The organism is Fertoeibacter niger (genome assembly GCF_009380135.2).
Classification (GTDB): domain Bacteria; phylum Pseudomonadota; class Alphaproteobacteria; order Rhodobacterales; family Rhodobacteraceae; genus Fertoeibacter; species Fertoeibacter niger.
This window is the reverse complement of sequence record NZ_WHUT02000003.1, coordinates 296,746-320,768: the sequence shown is the minus strand read 5'-3', so window position 1 is coordinate 320,768 and position 24,023 is coordinate 296,746. Positions and strand designations below refer to the sequence as shown.

Here is a 24,023-nt window from a genome sequence, read left to right as displayed (position 1 = left end):
CTACTCCATCACATAGCCGTAAGAGCCGCTGAAATCCTGCTTGGCGACTTCGCCCGCAGCACCGCGCGGCGTGTCGCCCACCACCTTGCCGAACAGGAACAGCTCCTTCTCGGTCGGCAGTTTCACCCGGTCGGTGGGCAGGGCCAAAGCCTCGCCCCGCGTGGGCGTGACAAGGTGGGGCGTGACGATGATCACCAGTTCGCTTTGCGCGCGCTGGTATTCGCTGCTGCGGAACAGCGCCCCCAACACCGGAATGTCGCCCAGCCACGGCACCTGGCCGTTCAGGTCGCGGAAATCATCCTGCAACAGGCCGGCAATCGCAAAACTCTCGCCGTCGCGCATTTCCACGGTGGTGGAGGTTTCGCGGCGTTTGAAGGCGTTGATGGTGAAGCCTTCGTTTTCCAGCGTGATCGTGCTGTCGATGGATGACACCGAGGCGTTGATCGCCAAGTTGATCAGATCACCATCGACCACCACCGGGGTAAAGGTCATCTCGACGCCGAAGGGCTTGTATTCGACGGTGATCGAGCCGTTGTCGGCGGATACCGGAATGGGGTATTCGCCGCCCGCCAGAAACTTGGCCTCTTGCCCCGACAGGGCGGTCAGGTTCGGTTCGGCCAGCGTGCGCACCACTCCCTTGCTTTCCAGCGCCTCCAGCAGCACGGCGAACTGCAGCGAGCCTGCGGAAAAACCGATGGTTGTGGCCGCTTCCGACCCCAGATCGCCGCTGATGTTTCCGCCGTTGAATGCAGCCGAGCGCGTTGCCGCGTCGGTAAAGCGGCCGGTGCCGCCATTGATGCCCACATTGCCGCCCGAACTGTTCAGCGCCAGCGAAGCGCTGAGGCTTTTCGAAACCGACCGCTGCATTTCCGCAAAGCGCACTTTCAGCATCACCTGCTGGGTGCCGCCCACGCTCATCAGGTTTGACACGCGTTCGGGCGCATAGCGGTTGGCCAGATCCAGTGCACGGTCAAGTTTCGCGGTGCTGGACACGGTGCCCGATAGCACGATGCCGTCATTGGCTGTGCGCACCTCGATGGTTTCGCCCGGCAGGATCTGTTGCAGGCGTTCCTTGAACTCGGCAATATCCGGGGTCACATGCACATCGACGTTGGAAATAAGGCGCCCGTCCGGGCCCAGCAGCGTCAGTGTCGTGCGCCCCGGGGCCTTGCCCAGCACATAGATCGACCGATCGGACAGGGTGGATATGTCGGCGATGCCCGGATTGGCGATCGACAGTTCGGCGAAAGGTGTGTCGCTTTCGACCACCACCGCGCGATTCATCGGCACCTGCAACGCCTGAGATGGCGCGCCCTGCTGCACCCGCAGGCTTTGCGCCTGTGCCGGAACGAGGGCCGAGGAACCAAGGGCAAGCCCCAGCACACCCGCTGCCCATATGTGTCGCATGCTCATGTGACCTGCCTTTCCGATCACGCCCCGGTGCAGGTTCTGTTGCCCGCTCCCGCGCCCAAGATGCCGGAGTTGTCGATTTATTGCAAGAATCAAAAGGTTGTCGGCACTTCCTGATGTGGATAACGTGCAACAGGGCTTTGTGCGGTGCCCGAAAGCAAAAGGCGGCCCCCAGATACGGTGGCCGCCCTGGGTTCTTGCATCTATCAGTAGATGCCCACCCTCGTTTCAGTTGGTGCAGGGGATGGGCATTTCCACCACATCCGCGCCTTTGCGGGTTTTCACGGTGCAGACCTTTTCCTGTTCGGCCTGAACGATTTCACGTTCCACGATGCCCAGCAGATCGCGGCTGTTCACCTCGACCAGCCCGGCCACCGCCTCGTCACCCGCGCCGACCAGCGACAGCGCCAGCCGCCCGGTGGCCTGTGCCTGTGCAAGTCTGGCCACCTGTTCGGGCGACGCCTCGACCGTCACGGTGCCCGCGATGATGGCCGACCCCGAGCGGTCATCGCTGGCCATCTGGTCCACCGCGATGATCTTGACCACGGTTTCGATCATCCGCGTCAGGTCGCCCTCGACGCCCGAGGTCTGCCCGGTCCAGTAGATGTCGACAAAATCGCCCGGTTGCAGAAAGCCCGACACGCCCGAGGCCACATCGACCTTGATCGCAAAGGCGCGCATGCCCTTTTCAAGGCGTGAAGTGAGGCCCGCATCGGCGCCGGGTTCGGTCACTTTCACGGCCAGCAGCGGTTCGAACTTTTCCATCTGGCGGATCACGAAGCGCGGTTTCGCACCTTCGGGAAACAGCGCCAGCTCGTCGGTGAAGGCCGATTCGGGCAGCGTGTTCTTGGGCCAGTAGGCTTTCTGCACATCTTCCTTGGTCAGCGGGTCGCCATAGTTCAGCGGCTTGTTCACCACGAACACCTCGACCAGCGGCCCGGCCTTGGCGCGGGCGGCACGCTCGGCCTCCAGCTGCGCCTGGGTCTGGCTGATGTAACCTTGGGCCATATAGACGGCAAACCCCGCAAGTGCGAGGCCGACCACCAGAACCAATCCGAAAACCATACGCATCACATGTCCTTTCACTCGTCGCCTGTGCGGGGCAGGGCTGGTCAGGCTCTTTTCACCCCGTGCCGCAGGCGGATCGGTTCCGCTGGCGGCGTCATTGCAGATGCCGTCAGTTGGTCACGGCGGTAGTGATCGACGTGGCAACGTTGTTGGCCACGCCGCTTGTGCTTGTGAACAGCGGGGCAAAGACCATCAGGCCCATGCCCACCACGGCGGCCGTCAGAACCACCCAATCCATGGTGACGGCCCCGGATTCCGCATTCAGAAACACACGCAGCCTGATCATGCAGAGCCCCTTTTTCGCCTGCCGCACAGCGAGTCCCGCATGTGCAAGCCACTCGTCATCCCAACTGATTTTCACTACGCCGCGAATCCGGCACCAATGTGGCGTTTTCACGGAACTGCCGTGGTCACGCCCAATCCGGCACCCCGCCAGTTGAAGCGAAAAGGCCGCGCTCCGGCTGGGGCGCGGCCTGATCTGTCATGCAGTCACGCTCAGTTCAGCGCGGCAGCCGAAGTCATGTTGGTTCCAAGGTCGGTCGAGATCGAGGTGGCAGCGGTGCGCATACCGGTCGAAACGGTGGTCATGACCACCAGGCCCAGGCCGACGATGGCGGCGGTCAGCACGACCCAGTCCACGGTCACGGCGCCGGATTCGTCGTTCTTGAAGGATTTGAAGAAGTTCAGCAGTTTCATGATGGTTTGCTTTCTGTTGCTGTGATGGCGGGCGCAGATGTCAGGCTCAGTTCAGCGCGGCGGCCGAGGTCATGTTGGTGCCCAGATCGGTCGAGATCGAGGTGGCAGCGGTGGTCAGGCCGCCCGAAACGGTGGTCATGACCACCAGGCCCAGGCCGACGATGGCGGCGGTCAGCACGACCCAGTCCACGGTCACGGCGCCGGATTCGTCGTTCTTGAAGGATTTGAAGATGTTCAGCAGTTTCATGATGTTTTCCATTTGGCAGGGGGTGGCGTTTCCGTTTCACCGCTTTTGGTCTGTCTGGTCCGGCTATCGTTCCGGGCCGATCACCGCATCGGTATGGATAGAAATTGCCTTTGGAATGTGGCCGCATTTGGGAACGGGTGGTGTTTTTTTCAGCCAGTTCGAATTAACTGCAATATATTGGCAAGCTGTTGATACACAAAGATTTAACCTCGATTTGTCTTGGGCCGCGCGGGGCGTTGCCCTGTGACCAACCGGCCAATTCTGGCGGAAATGGCACGATCTGCCTGCCAAAACAGTGGCGTAAGGGGTGATTCTTTGCGACAGTCGGTGCAACAACAAAAAACAAGACAGGCAGCCGCAACATGCGGGTTCGGGCAGGAATGGTGATACTGGGGCTGATTCTGGCCGCGCCGGTGGTGGCGCAGGCTGAAATCACATTGTCCGGGCAAGAGGATTTCACCTTTCGCAGGGTCAAGCCGCCGGGCACATCGGGCAAGCGGATCACCGTGCAGATCGACCCGGCCGAGCAGGCGCGGCGGCTGGCCGTGCTTGCCCGCCCCGCGCCGGAACCCGAGCCCCCCGTTGCCGAAGAACCGGCACCCGGCGGCGCGGCAGCACTGGCACCGGCAGCCCCGCCCGCATCGTCCTATGCCTGGTTCTGGGATACGGTGCCACCGGCACAATCCGCCGTGCAGGGCCGTTTCCCGCTGGCCATGGCGACACTGACACAGGGGCCTGGCGGGGCAGCGGTGCGCGCGCCGCGCATGCAGCACATGCAGGGCATCGCCGAAACCTATGGCACCGACATTCTGAAGGCGACACTGGGCACAGCCGTGTCACCCGCGCTGGTGCTGGCGGTGATCGGCATCGAAAGCGCGGGGCGCGCCGATGCGGTCAGTTCCGCGGGGGCACAGGGGCTGATGCAGCTGATCCCGGCCACGGCGGAACGGTTCGGCGTGACCGACAGCACCGACCCCGCGCAGAACATCCGGGGCGGCGTGGCTTACCTCGACTGGCTGATGAAGGAATTCGACCGCGACCCGCTGATGGTTCTGGCAGCCTATAATGCGGGCGAGGGTGCGGTGAAGGCCAATGGCGGCGTGCCACCCTATGCCGAAACGCGCGATTATGTGCCCAAGGTGCTTGCGGCCTGGCAAGTGGCGCAGGGCCTGTGCCAGACTCCACCAGAACTGGTGACAGACCCTTGTGTGTTCAAGATCATCGCGGCGGGTGGCTGACGCGCTACGATGTCAGCTCCACCCGGTTGAAAAAGCGCGGCGGCGTCACGATGAACTCGCGGAAGGTCATGTCATCAATGCCCATTTCCATTGCGGGCGAATAGGGAACAGCTGTTTCCACCACGATCACGGTATTGCCATCCGACATCCGTGGCAGCCGCGCCACATGGGCCTGCAAGGTTGATGTGGTCAGCGCCGACAGGCTGGTGCCCGACACTCGCCGCGACCACAAAATCTCATAGCGGTTGTCGGCCTGGTCCCAGACCACGCTGGAAATGCGCATCGCGGCATCCATGTCGCCCGGCAGCATGAACTCCATCACGCGGCTCATCCCTGTCAGGTCGGCGGGTGACACTTCGGACTGCCGCGAGATCAGGTCGGCGATCGTGTAGCTGGCCTTCTGCACCATGTTCATCGAACGGTAGACATCCCAGAACACGAACATCGTAAGGTAAGCCCAGACCAGCATCGGCAGGGTGATCAGCGCCTCGGTCATCACGGCGCCGCGCTGGTCGCGGGCAAAGCGGCGCAGCGGCAGCAGCGCGGCGCGAATGGGCAGATAGCGGCGGTTCATGGCACCATTCCCCTTACGGTTCATTCACAAAGGCCGAGGCCGCCAGCAACCCGTAGCCGCCCGAGCCATCCTTGGGCAGGGCAAGACCGATGCCGGTGGTCGGAAAGATCGGATCCTGGATCACGCAGACCCGCACCAGCATGATGTTGTTCTCGCCGCCCTGGGTGAAGGTGGTCACGGGCTGGATCTCGTCCGAGCGGTCGGCGCAGGTGGTGGTGGTGGTCGGCATGACCCAGGTGTTCGTGTTCACCGGGACCAGTTCGATCAGGATGGAACCGGCGCAATTGGCCAGAATGACCGTGCGGTCGCAGATCTCGGTTTTCAGCGAATCATGCGTTGCATTGGGCAGATGGCCCAGCCGCAGTTCGCGCATGGTGCGGTCCACCGCCTGTTCCAGCAGGATTGAACGGGTCATCAGCAGGCCGGATTCGAATGAGGCCATGAAGATGGTGAACAGCACCGGCACCGTCAGCACGAATTCCACCGTGGCGCTGCCATTCTCGCACCGGAAGCCCCGGCCCAGCCGTCGCATGAAGCGCATCATTGGGTCAGCCTCAGCGTGCTGATCTGACTGGCGATGGCGCGGAACGCGGTGGCGATTTCCAGCCCGTCGGCGTCGAAGAAATGGCTGTTCGATGTGGCACAGTTGCGCACCGTGTTGATGCCGTGCGATGTGGCCTCGAACGCGATGCCAAACACGATCACATTGTTCGCCTTGACGGAATTGCAGATGTCTTGCAGCCGGTCATCCATATCGGTGCTGTCGATCACTTCGCGGAAATTGTTCATCCAGGTGTTGTATTGGGTGTTGCGGTTGCCTGAGTTGGTGCCGCCAAGCGCGCGGGCGTAAAGCTGCCAGGCAACCCAGCTGACCCGCTGGTTGGACCACAGTTGCTGCCAGGTCTGCCGGGTTACGCCGGTGTAGGTGGCGGTCTGGCTGTAACAGGCGGTGGATGACGGGACGGTGCCGTTCCACGGTCGCGAGTGCCACTGATTCCGGTGCGGCACATAGAAGGGGCGGCTGTTGCAGATCGCGGTGGAAGTGTTGGTCGAGACGCGGCTGGCGTGAAAGGCCGAGTAATTGTTGTCGGAATTTCCGCGCCAGATGGTCGAATCGCCAGTGCGGTAGGCATCCCTGATGCGGGTCTCGTCAAAATTCTCGCCATCGGTCATCAGCACGATAACCTTCATGGCTTCGCGGTCGGTGTAGTCGAACGGACGCCCGGCAAAGACCGCCGGCACCTGACCTGCGTTCACCATTTCGGTCACGATTCCGCGTGTGCCCGGGTCCAGCATCACCGCGCCCCATTTCATGCCAAGGTCGATCGAGGTTGCGCCGATCGCGTCCAGCGCCTCGATCTGGGCTTCCAGCGTTTCCACGTTGTTCTGGTGCACACGCACGATGTTGTCGGGCATCGGCGGGCACCAGCGGTTCAGCGGGTTGGGTATCGCGTAGTCGGTGCTGGTAAACGATACAAAACCATTGGTGTTGTCGGAGGACGAATAGGCATCCGCATGCGGCGTCATGGCCAGCGCCGTGCTGCGCGACAGGCCGGGTGCACTGAAGGTGTTTGTCGGCAGGTCAAGACAGTTCACGTCGGTCATGCCGTGCACATGGGTCTCGTTGTATTTCTCGCGCAGGGTCTGGCCCAGGTTCACCTGGCCGTTGTAGGGCACAAGGCTGATCGAAATGCGGTTTTCCGGGTCATTGCCGCGCACCGTGCGCACAAACTCGCGCGCGGCCGATTTAAGGTTCACGATGCGCGAAGGCGTCACGACCATCGAGCGTGACACGTCCAGCACCATCGCGATTTCCACATTGGTGATGCGCTGTTCAGCCGCGCTTGCAGCAGGGGCGTTCAGGTTGTCGATGCCCAGCATGTGCATGAAGAACGGCTGCAAGGGCACCTCTGCCGTCACAGCGACATTGGCAAAGTTCAGGCCCTCGTCGCTGGACACATCGACCAGATATGCGCTGAAGCCTTCCTTGTCGAAATAGTCCTCCACCACACCTTCGCGGTCCAGATCCTGCGACAGGGCCGCCGCCGCCAGAACACTGCGGTCGCTGACCTGTTGCAGCGCCGTGCGCGTGGCTTCGTAGCGCATCAGGTCCACGGCCATGCCGCCCATCATCACCATCAGCACGAAAAGCATCAGCGTGAAGATGATCAGTGCGCCGCCTTCGTCGCGGGCAAAGCGGCCGATGATGCGGGCTTTGCGCGGCTGTTGCCCAAGGTGCGGGCTGGTGGGGTGTGTCATGGCGCATTCCTTCCGTGGCCGCTTTTCCCGGGGTTCCGGGGGGCCGCAGGTGTTCCCGGCCGCGCGCAGACCGCGACCAAATGAGTGCGTAACCTTGCCGTTGGGCGGAAATATGGCGAAAATCCGCTTGTTTTCACGAAATCCGGCAGCCTGCGAAACGGTGCCGCAATGCGCCCGTGATTGTTCGCCGCTTGGCGACACGCGGCCTGCCAGCCATCCAGCGTCGCCCGAGCATGCGAATCACCCGCACCGGCAGGAATTGCGACGCTGCGGCGGATTGCGGATGAAATCTTCACGAACGGCAGATAGGCTCAGGCCGAAGATGCCCGGAAAGCAGGCATCTTCGCCAGAAAAGGGAGATATGGCATGCATGTTGCAGGTGAACCGAGTTTCCGCGAATCCGTCGATCTGATGTTCAACCGCGCGGTGGCGCTGATGGATCTGTCGCCGGGGCTGGAAAACAAGATCCGGGTCTGCAATTCCACCTATACCGTGCGCTTCGGTGTGCGGCTGCGCGGCAAGATCGAGACATTCACCGGCTACCGTTCCGTGCATTCCGAACATATGGAACCCGTGAAGGGCGGTATCCGCTATGCGATGAGCGTGAACCAGGACGAGGTTGAGGCGCTGGCGGCGCTGATGACCTACAAATGCGCACTGGTGGAAACGCCGTTCGGCGGATCGAAGGGCGGTCTGTGCATCGACCCCCGCGCCTGGGACGAGCACGAGCTGGAACAGATCACCCGCCGCTTCGCCTATGAGCTTATCAAGCGCGACCTGATCAATCCGGCGCAGAACGTGCCTGCCCCCGACATGGGCACGGGCGAGCGCGAGATGGCCTGGATCGCTGACCAATATGCGCGGATGAACACCACAGACATCAACGCCAAGGCCTGCGTGACCGGCAAGCCGCTGTCAGGCGGTGGCATCCAGGGCCGGGTAGAGGCGACGGGCCGCGGCGTGCAATACGCGCTGCGCGAATTCTTCCGCCATGCCGAGGATGCCGCAAAGGCCGGACTTTCCGGCGATCTGGATGGCAAGACCGTGGTGGTGCAGGGTCTGGGCAACGTGGGCTATCACGCCGCCAAGTTCCTGTCCGAAGAGGACGGGGCAAAGATCATCGCCGTGATCGAGCGTGACGGCGGGCTGGTGGACCATGACGGGCTGGACATCGAGGCGATCCGCCAGCACCTGAACATCTCGGGTGGCAGCGTGAAGGGCTGCCCGGTGGGGCAATATGTGGAACATGGTGCCACACTGCTGGAATTGCCCTGCGACATCCTGATCCCCGCAGCGATGGAGGGCGTGATCAACCTGGGCAATGCCGACCGCATCCAGGCCCCGCTGATCATCGAGGCGGCGAATGGCCCGATCACCTTTGGCGCCGACGAGATCCTGCGCAAGAAGGGCTGCGTCATCATCCCCGACATGTATGCCAATGCGGGCGGCGTCACGGTGTCGTATTTCGAATGGGTCAAGAACCTGTCGCATATTCGGTTCGGCCGCATGCAGCGCCGCGCCGAAGAGGCACGGCATCACCTGCTGGTGAACGAACTGGAGCGGCTTTCGGCTGACAAGGGGCTGGGCTGGACGCTGAACCCCGGTTTCAAGGAAAGCTACCTGCGCGGCGCGGGCGAGTTGGAGCTTGTCCGCTCGGGCCTCGATGACACGATGCGCACCGCCTATCAGGCGATGCGCGAGGTCTGGCACGGGCGCGGCGATGTCGAGGATCTGCGCGTGGCCGCCTATATCGTGTCGATCAGCCGGGTGGCATCGACCTACCGGTCAAAAGGGCTGTAAGCGGGCGGGGGGCGCCGGAAACAGCGCCCCCCAGCAGCGCCGGGCGCAGAACGTCTTGTCGTGCAGAAGGCTGCGTGCTTTGCTGATGGCATCACGACGGTGCGAGGGGGGATGTGCCATGCCCGACATCGACCAGACCTGCCTGTTCTTCCACCGCACAGCCGTGATCATGGTTGATGGCGAGGTGGTGACCTGCGCCAACTTCTTTGCCGAACATGCCGGGCGGCTGGATGCCGCCACCGGGCTGGAGGCAATCTGGAACGGTCCGCGCATGCAGGGTGTGCGCGCGGCCTTCGGGACCGAGGCCGAATGGCCACAATGCCGCAACTGCTGGTTCCGCGAGATAAAATACCACAGCCAGCGCAGCGCCTGGGAAAAGCACGAACCCGCCGCCTTGAAGCAAGGTGCGGCATACACTGAAAAATCTTGGGATTTCCGCAGGTTCTCGGGCGATGGATAAGGCGTTTCTGGCCCGCATGGCGCGGGATTGGGGGCCGGGGATCGGGTTGATGCAGGCCTTCCTCCGCCCCGATCCACGGTCGCATCTGCTGGGCCTTTTCCACCCGCAGCCCGGCGACGGCTTCATCGAGATCACGGTGACGGCGCATCCCGCAGATGGCAGCTATGACTACAGCAAACTCTATTACGCCTGCGAGCCTCGCCAGGGTTTTGCCGAAGACCGGGTGATCTGTTTCAAGCTGCGCCACCGGGGCCGCGCCGAAACCCTGCGTCTGCTGCTGCCTGCGCCTGCGCGCCAGACCGGCCATCTGCGCCTGCGGCTTGATGCGCTGCCCTACACGCCGGGGCGGGTGACGGTGCAGGCCGCGCGTCTGCTGCCCGCATCGGAGGCTGGCGAGTTGTCGCGTCTGGCGCATCTGTCGGCCCTCAAGGAACAGGTGCGCCGCGCGGTGCAGATCAGCGAGGCGAACCGCCGCGTCGCCCTGCCGCATCTGCCCGAATCCATCAGTCTGGAACTGACCGCCGGCTGCAATCTGACCTGTTCGCATTGCAGCAGCCACGGCGCGGCGGATGCGCATGACGCCAATAACCGCAAGGCGGCCTTCGACGGCGACATGCTTGAACGACTGGCGCAAGAGGCGTTCCCGGCGCTGACGCTGCTGAACCTCGTGGGTCGGGGCGAGCCGATGATGGTCGGCAAGCCGCTGTGGCAGCGGATGGTGCGCCTGCTGGAGGAATACCGCGTGCTGCTGACCTGCGTGACCAACGGCTATTTCATCCGTCAGCGGCTGGATGCGGCGACGCTGGCTGTGCTGCATACCCTTACCGTTTCCATCGACGGCATGACGCAGGACGTGTTTGGCGCAAATCGGGGCGGGGCCAGTCTGGCGCTTGTGCTGAACAACATCGCGCATTTTCAGGACATGCGGAATGCCTCTGATCTGATGCGCAGGCCGCGGCTTGGCCTGTCCTGGACGCTGAAGAAGAACAATATCCGGCAGTTCCCCGATTTCATCCGCCTCGCCCGCGATCTGGAGGCGGATCTGCTGTATGTGCGCCACCTGTTCGTGTTTCGTGACGCGGACCGCGCGCAGTCGCTGCTGGACGAGCCCGATCTGGTGAACCGCTATCTGGACGAGGCTTATGCCCTGCTGGAGGGCAGCCGCATCAAACTGGACGTGGCGCCCATGTCTGCGCCCGCCTGACCAGCGGGCGTTTCGCCGCACTTCTGCAGAAGCGACATGCTTTGTCGTATCCGGGCAAGGATTTATGCGCAGAACATTGAAACTTCGCCACCAAGCAGGTTTACTGGCGCAGCCAGTCCAAGAGGTGTGCCATGCGTTATTCAGGCTTCAGGGTCATCACCGAGGGGCTGTTCGGCAACAAGGGCTGGACACCGGCCTGGCGCAACCCGGCGCCGAAGGCCGAATATGACATGATCATCATCGGCGGTGGCGGGCATGGCCTGTCAACCGCCTATTACCTTGCGAAAAACCACGGCTACACGAATATCGCGGTGGTCGAGAAAGGCTATCTCGGCTCGGGCAACATCGGGCGCAACACGACCATCGTGCGCGCCAACTACTTTCTGCCCGGCAATTCCGAATTCTACAGCCATTCCATGAAGCTGTGGGAGGGGATGGAGGCCGACCTCAACTATAACGTGATGCACAGCCAGCGCGGGCTGATCAACCTGTTCCATTCCGACGGCCAGCGCGATGCCTTCGTGCGGCGTGGCAACATGATGATAAATCAGGGCGATGACGCCGAACTGCTGGACCGCGAGGGTGTGCGGGCGCTGCTGCCCTACCTCGATTTCGAGCAGACCCGCTTTCCGATCTATGGCGGGCTTCTGCACCGGCGCGGCGGCTCGGCCCGCCATGATGCCGTTGCCTGGGGCTATGCCCGCGGGGCCGATCAGCGCGGGGTCGATCTGATCCAGAACTGCGAGGTCACGGGGATCGACATCGAAAACGGTGTCGTGAAGGGTGTGCAGACCACGCGCGGCGCCATTCGAGCAAAGAAGGTGGGCATCATCGTGGCGGGCCGGTCGGGGCAGGTGGCTGCGATGGCGGGCATGCGTCTGCCGATTGAATCGCATGTGCTGCAAGCGTTCGTGTCCGAAGGGTTGAAGCCGGTGATCGACCATGTGATCAGCTTTGGCATGGGGCATTTCTACATCAGCCAGTCCGACAAGGGCGGTCTGGTGTTCGGGGGCGATCTGGATTTCTACGCAAGCTATGCGTCGCGCGGCAACCTGCCGATGGTCGAACATGTGATGGAGGCGGGGATGACCCTGATGCCGATGATCGGGCGCGCCAAGGTGCTGCGGTCCTGGGGCGGCATCATGGACATGACGCCGGATGGGTCGCCCATCATCGACAAGACCCCGGTGGAGGGGCTGTATATCGACTGCGGCTGGAACTACGGCGGGTTCAAGGCCGTGCCGGCATCAGGCTGGTGCATGGCGCATCTGATGGCCACCGACACCCCGCACGAGGTGGCCGCGAAATTCCGCCTCGACCGTTTCCGCACCGGCCATATCCTCGACGAGGAAGGCACGGGCTCGCAACATAATTTGCATTGAGGTGGTGGCTATGGCTTCGCAAAAAGTAGACTTTGATGAATCGCTTGCAACCCTTGCGTTAGAGTGTAGGTTTAAATTAGACGAAACAATGGTTCCGTCATCTGATGATTTAAGGAAGGCGTTCTTTAATCGTCTCGGTTCAAGTGCCCATTTTCGCCTCGCTTCCGAAGGGGAAGAGGGGTTTCAAGAAACGATACCAACTTTCAAAATCGTTAATAATAAATTGGTCTTTGAATTTTTTGTCCTTGGCAAAGGCTCTCAAGAGCGCGGGTATGTGACAAAATTGGAAGTGCCAATAGCTGCTATGAAGCTTTTATTGGCAGCTTCCGATGTAGAGAGGTCGCGGAAGGCACTGAATAAGCTGTTCGAGGGTAATCAATGCGCCTGAATTGCCCCCTCTGCGGCCCCCGCGACCGGCGGGAGTTTTACTACTACGGGTCCGAGGACTATCTGAACCGGCCTGCCGAGGGTGCCGCGCCCCAGGCATGGGATGACTACCTGCACCTGCGCGACAACCCGGCGGGGGTGACGAAAGACCTGTGGTATCATGAGCTTGGCTGCGCATCCTGGCTGCGTGTCACCCGCAACACCTTGACGCATGAGATACTGGCGACCGAACTGGTGGCCGACCTGAAACGTGAGGCCACAGCATGAGGATCGCAGGCAAAGGCCTGATCGACCGGGGCACGCCGGTGCGGTTTCGTTTTGACGGGGTGGATTACAGCGGGTTCAAGGGCGACACAGTGGCCTCGGCCCTGCTGGCCAATGGCGTGAGGCTGATGGGCCGCAGTTTCAAATACCACCGCCCAAGGGGTGTTCTGACGGCGGGCTCCGAAGAACCCTCGGCGCTGCTGGAGGTGATCGAGGATCGCCAGCAGACCCCGAACGTCCGCGCTACGGTGCAGGAAATCTTTGAGGGGCTGGAGGTCAAAAGCCAGAACCGCTGGCCCTCGCTGCGCCATGACCTGTTGTCGGTGAATGATCTTGCGGCCCCGTTCCTGAGCGCGGGCTTCTATTACAAGACCTTCATGTGGCCGCGCGCCTTTTGGGAAAAGCTTTATGAGCCGGTGATCCGCCGCGCCGCGGGGCTGGGCAGCCTGTCGGGGCGGCATGACGAGGCGGCCTATGAAAAGGCCTTTGCCTTTTGCGATCTGCTGGTGATCGGTGCTGGTCCCACGGGCCTGATGGCGGCACTGACCGCCGCGCGGGCCGGGGCCGATGTGATCCTGGCCGATGAGGATGCCCGGATGGGTGGCGCGCTGCTGTCCGACAGCGGCATGATTGGCGGCATCGCGGCCCCCGACTGGGCGGCGCAGGTGCTGGCCGAACTGGCCACGCTGCCCAACGTGCGGCTGATGCCGCGCACCACGGTGACCGGGGCTTATGACAACGGCACCTATGGCGCGCTGGAACGGGTGGGGCTGCATCTGCCCAGCACGGGCGACCTGCCGCGCGAATGCTTCTGGCGCATCGTGGCGGGGCGGGCAGTGCTGGCAACCGGGGCGCTGGAACGCCCGATTGCGTTTGAAAACAACGACCGGCCCGGCGTGATGCTGGCCTCGGCGATCCGCACTTATCTGAACCGTTACGGCGTGGTCCCCGGCAAGCGCATCACCATTTTCGCCAACAACGACCATGCCCGCCAGACCGCGCGTGACCTGATGGCGGCGGGGGTCAAGGTGGCGGTGATCATCGACAGCCGCCCCGATGCCGCGCTGGTCGAGGATTGCCCGGTTTATGCCGGGGCCGTCGTGACCGGCACCAGAGGGCGCATGGCGCTGACCGGCATCACGGTAAGCCACAAGGGCGGCAACCTTCACATTGATACCGATTGTCTGGGCCTGTCGGGCGGCTGGAACCCCACGCTGCACCTGACCTGCCACATGAACGGGCGGCCCGTGTGGGATGCAACGCTTGCGGCTTTCCTGCCTGCGCCGGGGGCCGTGCCGGGGCTGATCCCGGCGGGGGCGGCATCGGGGGTGTTTTCGACGCAGGCCTGTCTGGCATCAGGGGCAGAGGCTGCACAGGCTGCATTGCAGGCGATGGGTCATGCCACCGCCGATGCGGCCCTGCCGCAAGCCGAAGACGCGCCCTATGCGATTCAGCCCCTGTGGGCGGTGCCCGGCAAGGGGCGGGCGTGGCTGGACTATGCCAATGACGTGACGGTCAAGGATGTGAAACTTGCGGCGCAGGAAAACTTCGCCTCGGTCGAACATATGAAGCGGTATACCACGCAGGGCATGGCCCCCGATCAGGGCAAGAATTCGAACGTGGCGGCGCTGGCGGTGCTGGCCGATGCGACGGGCCGGGGCATTCCGGAAACCGGCACCACCACCTTCCGCCCGCCGTTCAGCCCGGTGTCGATCGCGGCGATGGGCGCGGGCGGCAAGGCCGAAGGCTTTGCGCCGCAGCGGTTCCTGACCTCGCATGGCGCGTCGGTGGAACGGGGCGCGCCGATGATCGAGGCGGGTCTGTGGTATCGGCCCAGCTATTTCCCCCGCCCGGGTGAAACCACCTGGCGGCAGGCCTGCGACCGCGAGGTTGCGATGGTGCGCGGCACGGTGGGGGTGGCCGATGTGTCTACCCTCGGCAAGATCGACATTCAGGGGGCCGATGCCGCGCGTTTCCTTGATTTCGTCTATACCAACACGTTTTCCACCCTGCCGGTGGGCCGGGTGCGCTATGGCCTGATGCTGCGCGAAGACGGGCATGTGATGGATGACGGCACCACCGCGCGGCTGGGCGAAAACCATTTCCTGATGACCACCACCACCGCCGCCGCGGGGCAGGTGATGCGGCATCTGGATTTCGTGCAGCAGGCCTTTTGCGCCGACTGGGATCTGCGGACCATTTCCGTGACCGAAAACTGGGCGCAATTTGCCGTGGCCGGGCCCAAGGCGCGGGCCTTGGTCAATTCGGTGCTGGATCAGCCCGCTGATTTTCCCTTCATGGCCTGTGGCGCGGTCAGCATCCACGGCACCCCGGCGCGGCTGTTCCGCATCTCGTTTTCCGGTGAGGAAGGGTATGAGATCGCAGTGCCCGCCCGCTATGGCGAGGCGTTGTTCCGCGACCTGCTGGCGCGGGCCGAAACCATGGGCGGCGGCGCCTACGGGATGGAGGCGCTGAATGTGCTGCGCATCGAAAAGGGTTTCATCACCCATGCCGAGATTCACGGCCGGGTGACGGCCTTTGACATCGGGTTGGAAAAGATGATCAGCCCGAAAAAGGATTGCATCGGCAAGGCGGCGGCCACGCGCCCCGGCATGCTGGGCCCCGATCGTCAGCAACTGGTGGGGCTGAAGGCGGTGGGCGATGCGGCCCTGACGGCGGGGGCGCATCTGTTCACCCCGGGTGCTGCGGTGAACCGCGCCAACAGCCAGGGTTATGTGACATCGGTGGGCTGGTCGCCCACGCTGGGGGCCTCGCTGGGGCTGGCGTTCTTGCAGAACGGGCGCGCGCGGCGGGGCGAGATGGTGCGGCTGGTCGATCATCTGCGCAAGATCGACCTGCTGTGCGAGGTTGCCGACCCGGTGTTCCACGACAAGGAAGGAGCGAAACTGCGTGCCTAGTCTGATCGCCAAATCCCCGCTGGACGGGAAATCGCTGACCATGGGCGGCGTGACACTGGCCGAGGCTGTGCCCGGGCCCATCACCTCGGTCGCGCCCTTTGCCGGGCGCGAGGCGGAACTGTCGCAGGCGCTGCGCAGCCTTGGCCTGTCGTTCCCCGCACCGAACACGTTCAACGAAAGCAGCGGTGATCTGATCGTGTGGACAGGCCGCGATCAGGCCTTTCTGATCGGCCCGCTGCTGGAGGGGCTGCCTGCCGCCACCACCGACCAGTCGGATGGCTGGGCCGCGCTGTCGGTAAGCGGGCCGGATGCGGCGGCGGCCCTGATGCGCCTGATCCCGCTGGATTTGCGGGTTGCGGCCTTTCCGCCGGGCAGGGCGGCACGCGCGCCCTTGAACCACATGGCGGCGGTGATCTGGCGCGATGGCGAAGGGTTCACGCTGCTGGTGTTCCGCTCGATGGCGCAGACGGCTTGGCACGAGATTGAAACCGCCATGAAGGCGCTGGCCGCCCGCGCGGCGGTGGGCGCCTGATGCTGACCAATGCCGATGTGGTGGACCTGACCGGCTTTCGCCGCGCGCTGCACCGCAGGCCCGAAGTTTCGGGGGCGGAACGTGAAACCGCCGCCGCCGTGGTGGATTTTCTGGCACCCACCGCGCCCGACCTTGTGCTGACCGGCCTTGGCGGGCATGGCGTGGCGCTGGTGTTCGATGGCGTTGCCGATGGCCCCACGGTGATGATCCGGTCGGAGTTGGACGCGCTGCCGATACATGAGTTGACTGGGCTCGACTACCAGTCCGAAACCCCCGGCACGGCGCATCTTTGCGGCCATGACGGGCATTCGGCCATTCTGGCCGGGGTGGCGCGGGTGCTGGCGCGGCGGCGGCCTGCGCGGGGGCGGGCGGTGCTGCTGTTCCAGCCGGCGGAAGAGGATGGTTCGGGTGCGGCGGCGGTGCTGGCCGATCCGGCCTTTGCGGCCATTGCGCCGGACTATGCCTTTGCGCTGCACAATCTGCCCGGCCTGCCGCTGGGCAAGGTGGTGCTGCAACCCGGCCCGGCCAATTGTGCATCGCGCGGCATGAAGATCGTGCTGACCGGCAAGACCTCGCATGCTGCACAGCCCGATGCGGGCATTTCCCCTGCCCTGGCGGTGGCGCGGTTGATCCCGGGGCTGATGGCCTTGGGGCCGGGGGGCGAACTGTCCGATGATTTCCGGCTGGTCACGGTGACGCATGCCCGGATGGGTGAGCCTGCCTTTGGCATCACCCCGGGCGAGGCGCAGGTCTGGGCCACGCTGCGCACGGTGCGCGATGACCGCATGGCGGCGCTGGTGGCGGGGGCCGAGGCGTTGGCACGGGCCGAAGGGCAGGGCGGGCTGAAAGTCAGCATCAGCTATCACGACATATTTGCGGCCTGCACCAATGACCCCGGGGCGACCGCGCTGATGGCGGCCGCGTTGCAGGCCGAGGGGATTGCGCAGATTGCGGGCACCATGCCCCTGCGCGCATCCGAGGATTTCGGCCGGTTTGGCGCGGGCGCGAAGGCGGCGATGTTCTATCTTGGCGCGGGCGAGGCCAGCCCGGCCCTGCACAACCCCGACTATGATTTTCCCGATGCGCTGATCCCGCTGGGCACACGCGCCTTTCTGCGGGTGATCCGCGATCTGTTGGGCTGACCCGCCATGACGGCATTTGTCACCTGACCCGGCGCGCGCCCGCGGCTAAACCTTTCCCTGCGAAAGGAGGTGCCGCGGCCGATCCCGAACCCGCACAGAAACCCCGTTGGGCCCGCCGGGCAACGTGGGAACAACGGCCTTCTGACCCCTCAAACGCGCATCCGCCGGGAATTGATCCACCGGCGGCCCTCCGGCAGTCCCCCGCCGGAGACACCGCCGGGGGCCCGCCCCCGGCGGACCACTGGACTCGGGCGCAGGCAGGGCCGATATAGAAGACATGAGCCTGCCACCCGGATTCCTTGACGAACTGCGCAACCGCATCTCGCTGTCACAGGTGGTGGGGCGCAAGGTCGTGTGGGATCTGCGCAAGTCGAACCAAGGCAAGGGCGACATGTGGGCGCCGTGCCCGTTCCATCAGGAAAAATCCGCGTCTTTCCATGTGGATGACCGCAAGGGGTTTTACTATTGCTTCGGCTGCCATGCCAAGGGTGACGCGCTGAGCTTCATCAAGGAAACCGAGAATGTCGGCTTCATGGAGGCGGTGGAGATACTGGCGCGCGAAGCAGGCATGCCGATGCCCGCGCGCGACCCGATGGCCGCGCAAAAGGCTGACCGGCGCACGCAGCTTGTGGCGGTGATGGAAGAGGCGGTGAAATACTTCCGCCTGCAACTGCGATCGGGCGCGGGGGCGGCGGCGCGCGACTATATCGCAAAGCGGCGCCTGTCGGTCGAGGGGCAAGACCGCTTTGAGCTGGGCTTTGCCCCCGACGCCCGGCAAGGGCTGTTTCAGGCGCTGACGGCCAAGGGCATCGCGCCCGATCTGATTGTGGATGCGGGGCTGTGCATCAAGCCGGATGAGGGTGGCCGCGACATCACGCCATACGACCGCTTTCGTGGCCGCATCATCTTTCCCATCCGCGATGCGCGGGGGCGGGCGATCAGCCTGGGCGGCCGGGCGATGGACCCGAACGCGCGGGCCAAATACCTGAACGGGCCGGAAACCGAACTGTTCGACAAGGGCCGCAGTCTTTACAACATCGGCCCCGCACGCGAGGCGGCGGGCAAGGGCCAGCCCCTTGTGGTGGCCGAAGGCTATATGGATGTCATCGCGCTCAGCGAGGCCGGGTTTCATGCCACTGTGGCCCCCCTGGGCACGGCGGTGACAGAGGATCAACTGCGCCTGATGTGGCGCATCCACCCCGAACCCGTCATCGCGCTGGATGGTGATGCGGCGGGCATCCGCGCCGCGCTGCGGGTGATCGACCTTGCCTTGCCGCTGCTGGAGGCGGGGCAGGGCCTGCGTTTCGCCGTGCTGCCCACGGGCCAAGACCCCGATGACCTGATCAAGGCACAGGGGGCAGCAGCCATGCAGCGGGTGCTGGATGCGGCGCAACCCATGGTCAACCTGCTGTGGCAGCGTGAAACCGAAGGCCGCGACTTTGACAGCCCCGAGCGCAAGGCCGCACTGGACAAGACGCTGCGCGCGGCGCTGACGCGCATCAAGGATCCGTCGATCCGTGGCCACTACGGCGAAGAGATCAAGCGCCTGCGCTGGGAACTCTTTGGCCAGCGCGGCCGCAAACCGACGGCGCGCGCGCCGTTCCGCCCCGGCCAGCCGCGTCAGGCGGTGGCGCTGGGGCCGGTGGCCAACGCGAAAGCCTCGCTTCTGGCCTCCAGCCGCCCCGATGACACCTCGCTGCTGGCCTCCAGCCGTGAAGAGGCGCTGGTGCTGGAGGCGGTGCTGCTGGCCACGCTGGTTGTGCATCCGGCGCTGATTCATCACTTTGAATCCGTGCTGGAAGTGGTGGACCTGACAAGCCCCGACCATGACCGGCTGCGCAGCGCGCTGTTGCGCCACGCTGATGCCCCCGATTTCCGCGCGAAAATCGACGAAGATCAACGCGCGGTCCTTGAAACGCTGTTCGCGCAAAGCCATGTGCAGTCGGCCCCCCCGGTGCGCAATGCGCAGGACGCAGAGCTGGCCGCAATGTGCGTGGCCGAGGGGCTTGCCAAACTGGATGCGCGGCGCGGGGCACGGCGGGAAATCGAGGATGCGGTGGAAGACCTGTCGGGTCTGGCCGACGAGGGCCTGACCTGGCGTCTGTCGCAGGCCAGCGATGCGGTGAACCGGGCCGGAAAGACCAATCTGGAGGATGCCTCCGACATGGGCGAAGACCGTGCCGCGCTGTCGCAGCACCTGCAAAACCTGATCGACGGGCAGGTCTGGCTAAAGAAAAAGGGGTAATGCGCTTCCCCCATCTGTGATTCGCGCTATTGATTCGATAACTACGCCCGAACGATTCGATCCTGTCAGGTTCCGAATCGCCGGTCTCGTCCCCAAGGAGCTTTCATGGCAGTCAAAGACACCGACGACGGCAAACCCGAAGAGCAGGAAGCCGAAGCCTCGCTGGACATGAGCCAGGCCGCCGTCAAACGGATGATCGCCGACGCACGCGAACGTGGCTACATCACCTATGACCAGCTGAACGCCGTGCTGCCGCCGGAACAGGTGTCGTCCGAACAGATCGAAGACGTGATGTCGATGCTGTCGGAAATGGGCATCAACGTGATCGAGAATGACGAGGCCGAAGAAGGCGAACCGGCCGGTGAACTGGTCGAGGTCGCCTCGGGTTCACGCGAGATCGCCGTTTCGGGCACGACCAGCGAAACGCTTGACCGCACCGATGACCCGGTGCGCATGTATCTGCGCGAGATGGGTTCGGTCGAACTTCTGTCGCGCGAGGGCGAGATTGCCATCGCCAAGCGGATCGAGGCCGGCCGCAACACGATGATCCTGGGCCTGTGCGAAAGCCCGCTGACCTTTCAGGCGATCACCATCTGGCGCGACGAACTTCTGTCCGAAGACATCCTGCTGCGCGACGTGATCGACCTTGAGGCCACCTTTGGCCGCAGCCTGGATGGTGACGATGAACTGGAAGGCCCGGGGCTGGAGGATGTGGACGTGTCCGCCACAGCCACGCCGCGCCGCCCTGCCTCGGACGAGCCGGAACTAGACGCCGACGGCAACCCGCTGGGCCGGGTGGAAGAAGACGATGACGATGACGAGGCGTCGGCCATGTCGCTGGCCGCGATGGAGGCGGCGCTGAAGCCCCGCGTTCTGGAAACGCTGGAAATCATTGCGCGCGACTATACCCGGCTGGCCGAGATGCAGGATCTGCGCATGTCGGCCACGATGAGCGCCGCCAACCGCTTTTCGGCGGTCGACGAGGCTGCCTATCAGAAACTGCGCTCCGAGATAGTGCTGCTGGTGAACGAATTGCACCTGCATAACAACCGGATCGAAGCCCTGATCGACCAGCTTTACGGCATCAACCGCAAGATCATGTCGATCAATTCCGGCATGGTGAAACTGGCCGATGCCGCGCGCATCAACCGCCGCGAATTCATCGACGAATATCAGGGCTATGAGCTGGACCCCGAATGGGCCGACCGGATGGCGGCCAAATCGGGGCGCGGCTGGCAGGCGCTGATGGAAAAATCGCGCGACAAGGTGGACGAATTGCGCGCCGAGATGAGCCAGGTCGGCCAGTATGTCGGCGTGGACATTTCCGAATTCCGCCGCATCGTCAATCAGGTGCAAAAGGGCGAGAAAGAGGCGCGTCAGGCCAAGAAGGAAATGGTCGAGGCGAACCTGCGGCTGGTGATCTCGATTGCCAAGAAATATACGAACCGTGGGCTGCAATTCCTTGATCTTATTCAGGAAGGCAACATCGGCCTGATGAAGGCCGTGGACAAGTTCGAATACCGCCGGGGCTACAAGTTCTCCACCTATGCCACATGGTGGATCCGCCAGGCGATCACGCGGTCCATCGCCGATCAGGCCCGCACCATCCGCATTCCGGTGCACATGATCGAGACGATCAACAAGCTGGTCCGCACCGGCCGCCAGATGCTGCACGAAATCGGCCGCGAACCGACGCCGGAAGAGCTGGCCGAGAAGCTGCAGATGCCGCTGGAAAAGGTCCGCAAGGTGATGAAGATCGCCAAGGAGCCGATTTCGCTGGAAACCCCGATCGGCGACGAGGAAGACAGCCAGCTTGGCGACTTCATCGAGGACAAGAACGCCATCCTGCCGCTGGACTCGGCCATTCAGGAGAACCTGAAGGAAACCACGACGCGGGTTCTGGCATCTTTGACACCCCGCGAAGAACGGGTTCTGCGGATGCGCTTCGGCATCGGCATGAACACCGACCACACGCTTGAAGAGGTAGGGCAACAGTTCTCGGTCACGCGGGAGCGTATCCGTCAGATCGAGGCCAAGGCGCTGCGGAAGCTGAAGCATCCCAGCCGGAGCAGAAAGTTGCGGAGTTTCCTGGATCAGTGATGCAACGGCTTGGACGAGTTTGCCAATCTTGAAGAGTGGTTTGCCGCAAAGTCAAAGGGGTTTGCGCCGTTTGCGGCATGGCAGAATTGGGTTGAGGCGCCCGAACACAGGAATCTGCTGGAAGCCTACCAGTTCGGCGTGCTGGCTGGCGACATACGCGCGCATCGCAATGGTGATCAGATGTCAGTGGCCTTGGCCGGTTTGGCCCATCTGGTTCAAACGCGCTGCGATGCCGGCGGTTATGAGGTTTACCGCGGACTGTGTCTGAACGGCCCTCTCGCTGCGGGAAGCGTCCACGAGGAAAGGTCGATGAACGGCTGGTCGCTTTATCCAAGCATCGCGCTGCGGCTTGCCATGGCGCAGGGCTCGGCCAACATGATCGTGTTGCGCCAAAGGTTGCCGCCGGGAAGTCCTTCACTCTATCTTGATGACTGGGAGCACGAGGTGCTGAGGCCGCCCTTTGTCGCAACGGTGGAACGCGCAGTGGTGGGTTTGGTCAGGTTTTTGGGTGTAAGTCTGCTTGTGAGTGTGGTAGATTTGCACAGTGAGGCTCGATATGCAGGACCACGTTGAACAGATTTTCGGGCGCTATCTGCGCCTGACTTATGATGGGCAGCCGCTGACCAGTGATGGTCTGCCGTTGCATCATTCAAGTTCTGCGATGAAACTGGTGCGCTCGCTCGTCAACAGCGACCCGGCGGGTTGCGCCGATGAGATCATCAAGCTGATGAAGCCGTTTTGCATAAGGTTCGACGTTGATCAGGTCAGAGGTCAGCTTGTGGCTTTGCGGGGCAACCGGCAAGGCGTCGCGCAGGTCGCGCTGGATGTCATGCGCGGGTCGGCTTCGGCAAGTGCACCGGACCGGCAATCCACGATTTCAACCTCCAAGACCAAAACGGTAAGGTCGGGCGCAACCCAATAGGGGTGCCCAGGCAAATTGCGGTGTCATGTGATGTTTCGCGCAGTTTCTTGTCGCTGGCGCAGCGGATTCTGCGCCAGCGACAAGCGTCGCGTTACCCCAAATGCGCCCTGAAATGCGCCAGCGTCCGCTCCCAGGCCAGTTCCGCCGCTGCTTCGTCATAGCGCGGCGTTGAATCATTGTGGAAGCCGTGGTTGGTGCCGGGGTAGATATGGGCCTCATAGGGCGTGCCTGCCGCCTTCAGTGCAGCCTCATAGGCGGGCCAGCCCGCGTTCACGTTCTCATCCGTTTCGGCGTAGTGAAGCAGAAGCGGGGCCTTGATTTTCGGCACATCCTCAACCGCTGCCTGACGGCCGTAGAAGGGCACGGCCGCCGCCAGTTCGGGATAGGCCACCGCCGCCGCGTTCGACACGCCGCCGCCATAGCAGAAACCGGTGATGCCGACGCGCCCGGTGGAGCCTTCATGCGCCATCAGGAATTCGACGGCTGCAAAGAAATCATTCATCAGCTTGGTGCCGTCCACCGTCTGCTGCAATTCGCGGCCCTTGGCGTCATTGCCCGGATAGCCGCCCACCGAGGTCAGGCCATCGGGGGCCAGCGCCATGAAACCGGCCTTGGCAAGCCGGCGGGCCACATCCTCGATATAGGGGTTCAGGCCGCGGTTCTCATGCACAACCACGACCGCGGGCAGGGGCCCCTCGGCCGCCGCCGGGCGCACCATATAGCCGCGCACCTCGCCATGGCCATTGGGCGAGGGATACATGATGTAATCGCCGATGATGTCGGGATCGTTGAAGCTGACCTGCTCGGCCAGCGCGTAATTCGGGCTCATCATGCCCAGAATGGCAGCGGCGGTCAGCCCGCCCACGGCGAATTTCCCGGCGCGGTCCAGAAACTCGCGCTTGGTGATCTTGCCGTGCGCGTAGAAGTCATAGAGTTCGAGGATCTCGGGGTGGAAATCCTTGGCGGTCATGCGGGTCATGGCGGGCTCCCTTGCCGTCTGCGTTCGGCGGAAGGGTAGCGTCATTGCTGGCGCTGTCCGATCACAGAAGCGTCAACCGGCGTGAGTCCGGAACGCCACAGGTGGCATCCCCTCATGTGGTGGGCTGGAAAATCTTCTGTGCAATACTTCGCGGCCTGCCTATAGTCGTCGTGGACAAGAGGGTGAACAACCCCGC

Annotated in this window: 24 protein-coding genes; 15 read left to right on the top strand and 9 right to left on the bottom strand. The window is 63.4% G+C overall.

All coding sequences use genetic code 11. The annotated features are described in order from the left end of the window. From GEU84_RS07195 to GEU84_RS07175, 5 genes are all read right to left on the bottom strand, one after another. The gene (locus GEU84_RS07195) at positions 1-1,413 is read right to left on the bottom strand and encodes a type II and III secretion system protein family protein (RefSeq protein ID WP_152824617.1); all 1,413 of its coding nucleotides are present in this window, start codon (positions 1,411-1,413) and stop codon (positions 1-3) included. 225 nt (positions 1,414-1,638) lie between these two features. Continuing rightward, positions 1,639-2,481, bottom strand: a complete 843-nt coding sequence (gene cpaB / locus GEU84_RS07190; RefSeq protein ID WP_152824618.1) for a Flp pilus assembly protein CpaB — start codon at positions 2,479-2,481, stop codon at positions 1,639-1,641. 106 nt (positions 2,482-2,587) lie between these two features. Next, positions 2,588-2,764, bottom strand: a complete 177-nt coding sequence (locus GEU84_RS07185) for a hypothetical protein (protein WP_174539371.1) — start codon at positions 2,762-2,764, stop codon at positions 2,588-2,590. A 209-nt stretch (positions 2,765-2,973) separates the two neighbouring features. Beyond that, on the bottom strand, positions 2,974-3,174 hold the full coding sequence (locus tag GEU84_RS07180; protein WP_152824619.1) for a Flp family type IVb pilin: 201 nt from the start codon (positions 3,172-3,174) through the stop codon (positions 2,974-2,976). A gap of 46 nt (positions 3,175-3,220) precedes the next feature. After that, the gene (locus GEU84_RS07175; protein ID WP_152824620.1) at positions 3,221-3,421 is read right to left on the bottom strand and encodes a Flp family type IVb pilin; all 201 of its coding nucleotides are present in this window, start codon (positions 3,419-3,421) and stop codon (positions 3,221-3,223) included. On the opposite strand from GEU84_RS07175, the gene GEU84_RS07170 reads away from it, so the two are divergent. Together GEU84_RS07170 and GEU84_RS07165 are read left to right on the top strand one after the other, a co-directional pair. After that, on the top strand, positions 3,405-3,668 hold the full coding sequence (locus GEU84_RS07170) for a hypothetical protein (RefSeq protein ID WP_152824621.1): 264 nt from the start codon (positions 3,405-3,407) through the stop codon (positions 3,666-3,668). The genes GEU84_RS07175 and GEU84_RS07170 overlap by 17 nt on opposite strands. Before the next feature lie 115 nt (positions 3,669-3,783). Further along, positions 3,784-4,659, top strand: coding sequence for a lytic transglycosylase domain-containing protein (locus GEU84_RS07165; RefSeq protein ID WP_152824622.1), 876 nt, complete (start codon positions 3,784-3,786; stop codon positions 4,657-4,659). A 4-nt stretch (positions 4,660-4,663) separates the two neighbouring features. On the opposite strand, the gene GEU84_RS07160 is transcribed toward GEU84_RS07165, so the two are convergent. The 3 genes from GEU84_RS07160 to GEU84_RS07150 are packed head-to-tail and all read right to left on the bottom strand — an operon-like array spanning position 4,664 to position 7,492. After that, positions 4,664-5,233 carry a TadE/TadG family type IV pilus assembly protein gene (locus GEU84_RS07160; RefSeq protein ID WP_152824623.1) on the bottom strand — a complete coding sequence of 190 codons (570 nt, stop codon included), beginning with the start codon at positions 5,231-5,233 and terminating at the stop codon, positions 4,664-4,666. A gap of 13 nt (positions 5,234-5,246) precedes the next feature. Then, positions 5,247-5,777, bottom strand: coding sequence for a TadE/TadG family type IV pilus assembly protein (locus tag GEU84_RS07155; RefSeq protein WP_152824624.1), 531 nt, complete (start codon positions 5,775-5,777; stop codon positions 5,247-5,249). Then, positions 5,774-7,492 (bottom strand): TadE/TadG family type IV pilus assembly protein, encoded by a 1,719-nt coding sequence (locus GEU84_RS07150; RefSeq protein WP_152824625.1) that lies wholly within the window; start codon positions 7,490-7,492, stop codon positions 5,774-5,776. The genes GEU84_RS07155 and GEU84_RS07150 overlap by 4 nt, the downstream gene beginning before the upstream one ends. Positions 7,493-7,858: 366 nt before the next feature. Between GEU84_RS07150 and GEU84_RS07145 the strand changes: the two genes are divergently transcribed. The 13 genes from GEU84_RS07145 (at position 7,859) to GEU84_RS07085 (ending at position 22,848) form a co-directional block, all read left to right on the top strand. Then, complete coding sequence (locus GEU84_RS07145; RefSeq protein WP_152824626.1) at positions 7,859-9,292, top strand: Glu/Leu/Phe/Val family dehydrogenase; 1,434 nt, start codon at positions 7,859-7,861, stop codon at positions 9,290-9,292. Between the two features lie 118 nt (positions 9,293-9,410). After that, positions 9,411-9,752: an SPASM domain-containing protein gene (locus GEU84_RS07140; RefSeq protein WP_174539370.1), complete on the top strand. Its 342-nt coding sequence runs from the start codon at positions 9,411-9,413 to the stop codon at positions 9,750-9,752. Beyond that, positions 9,745-10,956, top strand: coding sequence for a radical SAM protein (locus GEU84_RS07135; RefSeq protein WP_152824628.1), 1,212 nt, complete (start codon positions 9,745-9,747; stop codon positions 10,954-10,956). The genes GEU84_RS07140 and GEU84_RS07135 overlap by 8 nt, the downstream gene beginning before the upstream one ends. 131 nt (positions 10,957-11,087) lie before the next feature. Continuing rightward, the gene (locus GEU84_RS07130; protein ID WP_152824629.1) at positions 11,088-12,338 is read left to right on the top strand and encodes a sarcosine oxidase subunit beta family protein; all 1,251 of its coding nucleotides are present in this window, start codon (positions 11,088-11,090) and stop codon (positions 12,336-12,338) included. A gap of 10 nt (positions 12,339-12,348) precedes the next feature. Beyond that, positions 12,349-12,726 carry a hypothetical protein gene (locus tag GEU84_RS07125; RefSeq protein WP_152824630.1) on the top strand — a complete coding sequence of 126 codons (378 nt, stop codon included), beginning with the start codon at positions 12,349-12,351 and terminating at the stop codon, positions 12,724-12,726. Then, on the top strand, positions 12,717-12,992 hold the full coding sequence (locus GEU84_RS07120) for a sarcosine oxidase subunit delta (RefSeq protein WP_152824631.1): 276 nt from the start codon (positions 12,717-12,719) through the stop codon (positions 12,990-12,992). The genes GEU84_RS07125 and GEU84_RS07120 overlap by 10 nt, the downstream gene beginning before the upstream one ends. Next, on the top strand, positions 12,989-15,907 hold the full coding sequence (locus tag GEU84_RS07115; protein WP_152824632.1) for a sarcosine oxidase subunit alpha family protein: 2,919 nt from the start codon (positions 12,989-12,991) through the stop codon (positions 15,905-15,907). The genes GEU84_RS07120 and GEU84_RS07115 overlap by 4 nt, the downstream gene beginning before the upstream one ends. Continuing rightward, positions 15,900-16,439, top strand: a complete 540-nt coding sequence (locus GEU84_RS07110; RefSeq protein ID WP_338144770.1) for a sarcosine oxidase subunit gamma — start codon at positions 15,900-15,902, stop codon at positions 16,437-16,439. The genes GEU84_RS07115 and GEU84_RS07110 overlap by 8 nt, the downstream gene beginning before the upstream one ends. Positions 16,440-16,441: 2 nt before the next feature. After that, on the top strand, positions 16,442-17,581 hold the full coding sequence (locus GEU84_RS07105) for an amidohydrolase (RefSeq protein ID WP_420899274.1): 1,140 nt from the start codon (positions 16,442-16,444) through the stop codon (positions 17,579-17,581). Between the two features lie 277 nt (positions 17,582-17,858). Next, entirely contained in the window at positions 17,859-19,826 is a 1,968-nt protein-coding gene (gene dnaG / locus GEU84_RS07100; RefSeq protein WP_152824634.1) for a DNA primase, read from the top strand. 105 nt (positions 19,827-19,931) lie between these two features. Then, positions 19,932-21,926 carry an RNA polymerase sigma factor RpoD gene (rpoD, locus tag GEU84_RS07095; RefSeq protein ID WP_152824635.1) on the top strand — a complete coding sequence of 665 codons (1,995 nt, stop codon included), beginning with the start codon at positions 19,932-19,934 and terminating at the stop codon, positions 21,924-21,926. Between the two features lie 9 nt (positions 21,927-21,935). Continuing rightward, on the top strand, positions 21,936-22,499 hold the full coding sequence (locus GEU84_RS07090; protein ID WP_152824636.1) for a hypothetical protein: 564 nt from the start codon (positions 21,936-21,938) through the stop codon (positions 22,497-22,499). Continuing rightward, positions 22,483-22,848: a hypothetical protein gene (locus tag GEU84_RS07085; RefSeq protein WP_152824637.1), complete on the top strand. Its 366-nt coding sequence runs from the start codon at positions 22,483-22,485 to the stop codon at positions 22,846-22,848. Before GEU84_RS07090 ends, GEU84_RS07085 begins: the two co-directional genes overlap by 17 nt. Positions 22,849-22,939: 91 nt before the next feature. Here GEU84_RS07085 and yghX read toward each other — a convergent pair whose 3' ends face one another. Further along, positions 22,940-23,827, bottom strand: a complete 888-nt coding sequence (gene yghX / locus GEU84_RS07080) for a YghX family hydrolase (protein WP_152824638.1) — start codon at positions 23,825-23,827, stop codon at positions 22,940-22,942. Positions 23,828-24,023: the final 196 nt, after the last annotated feature.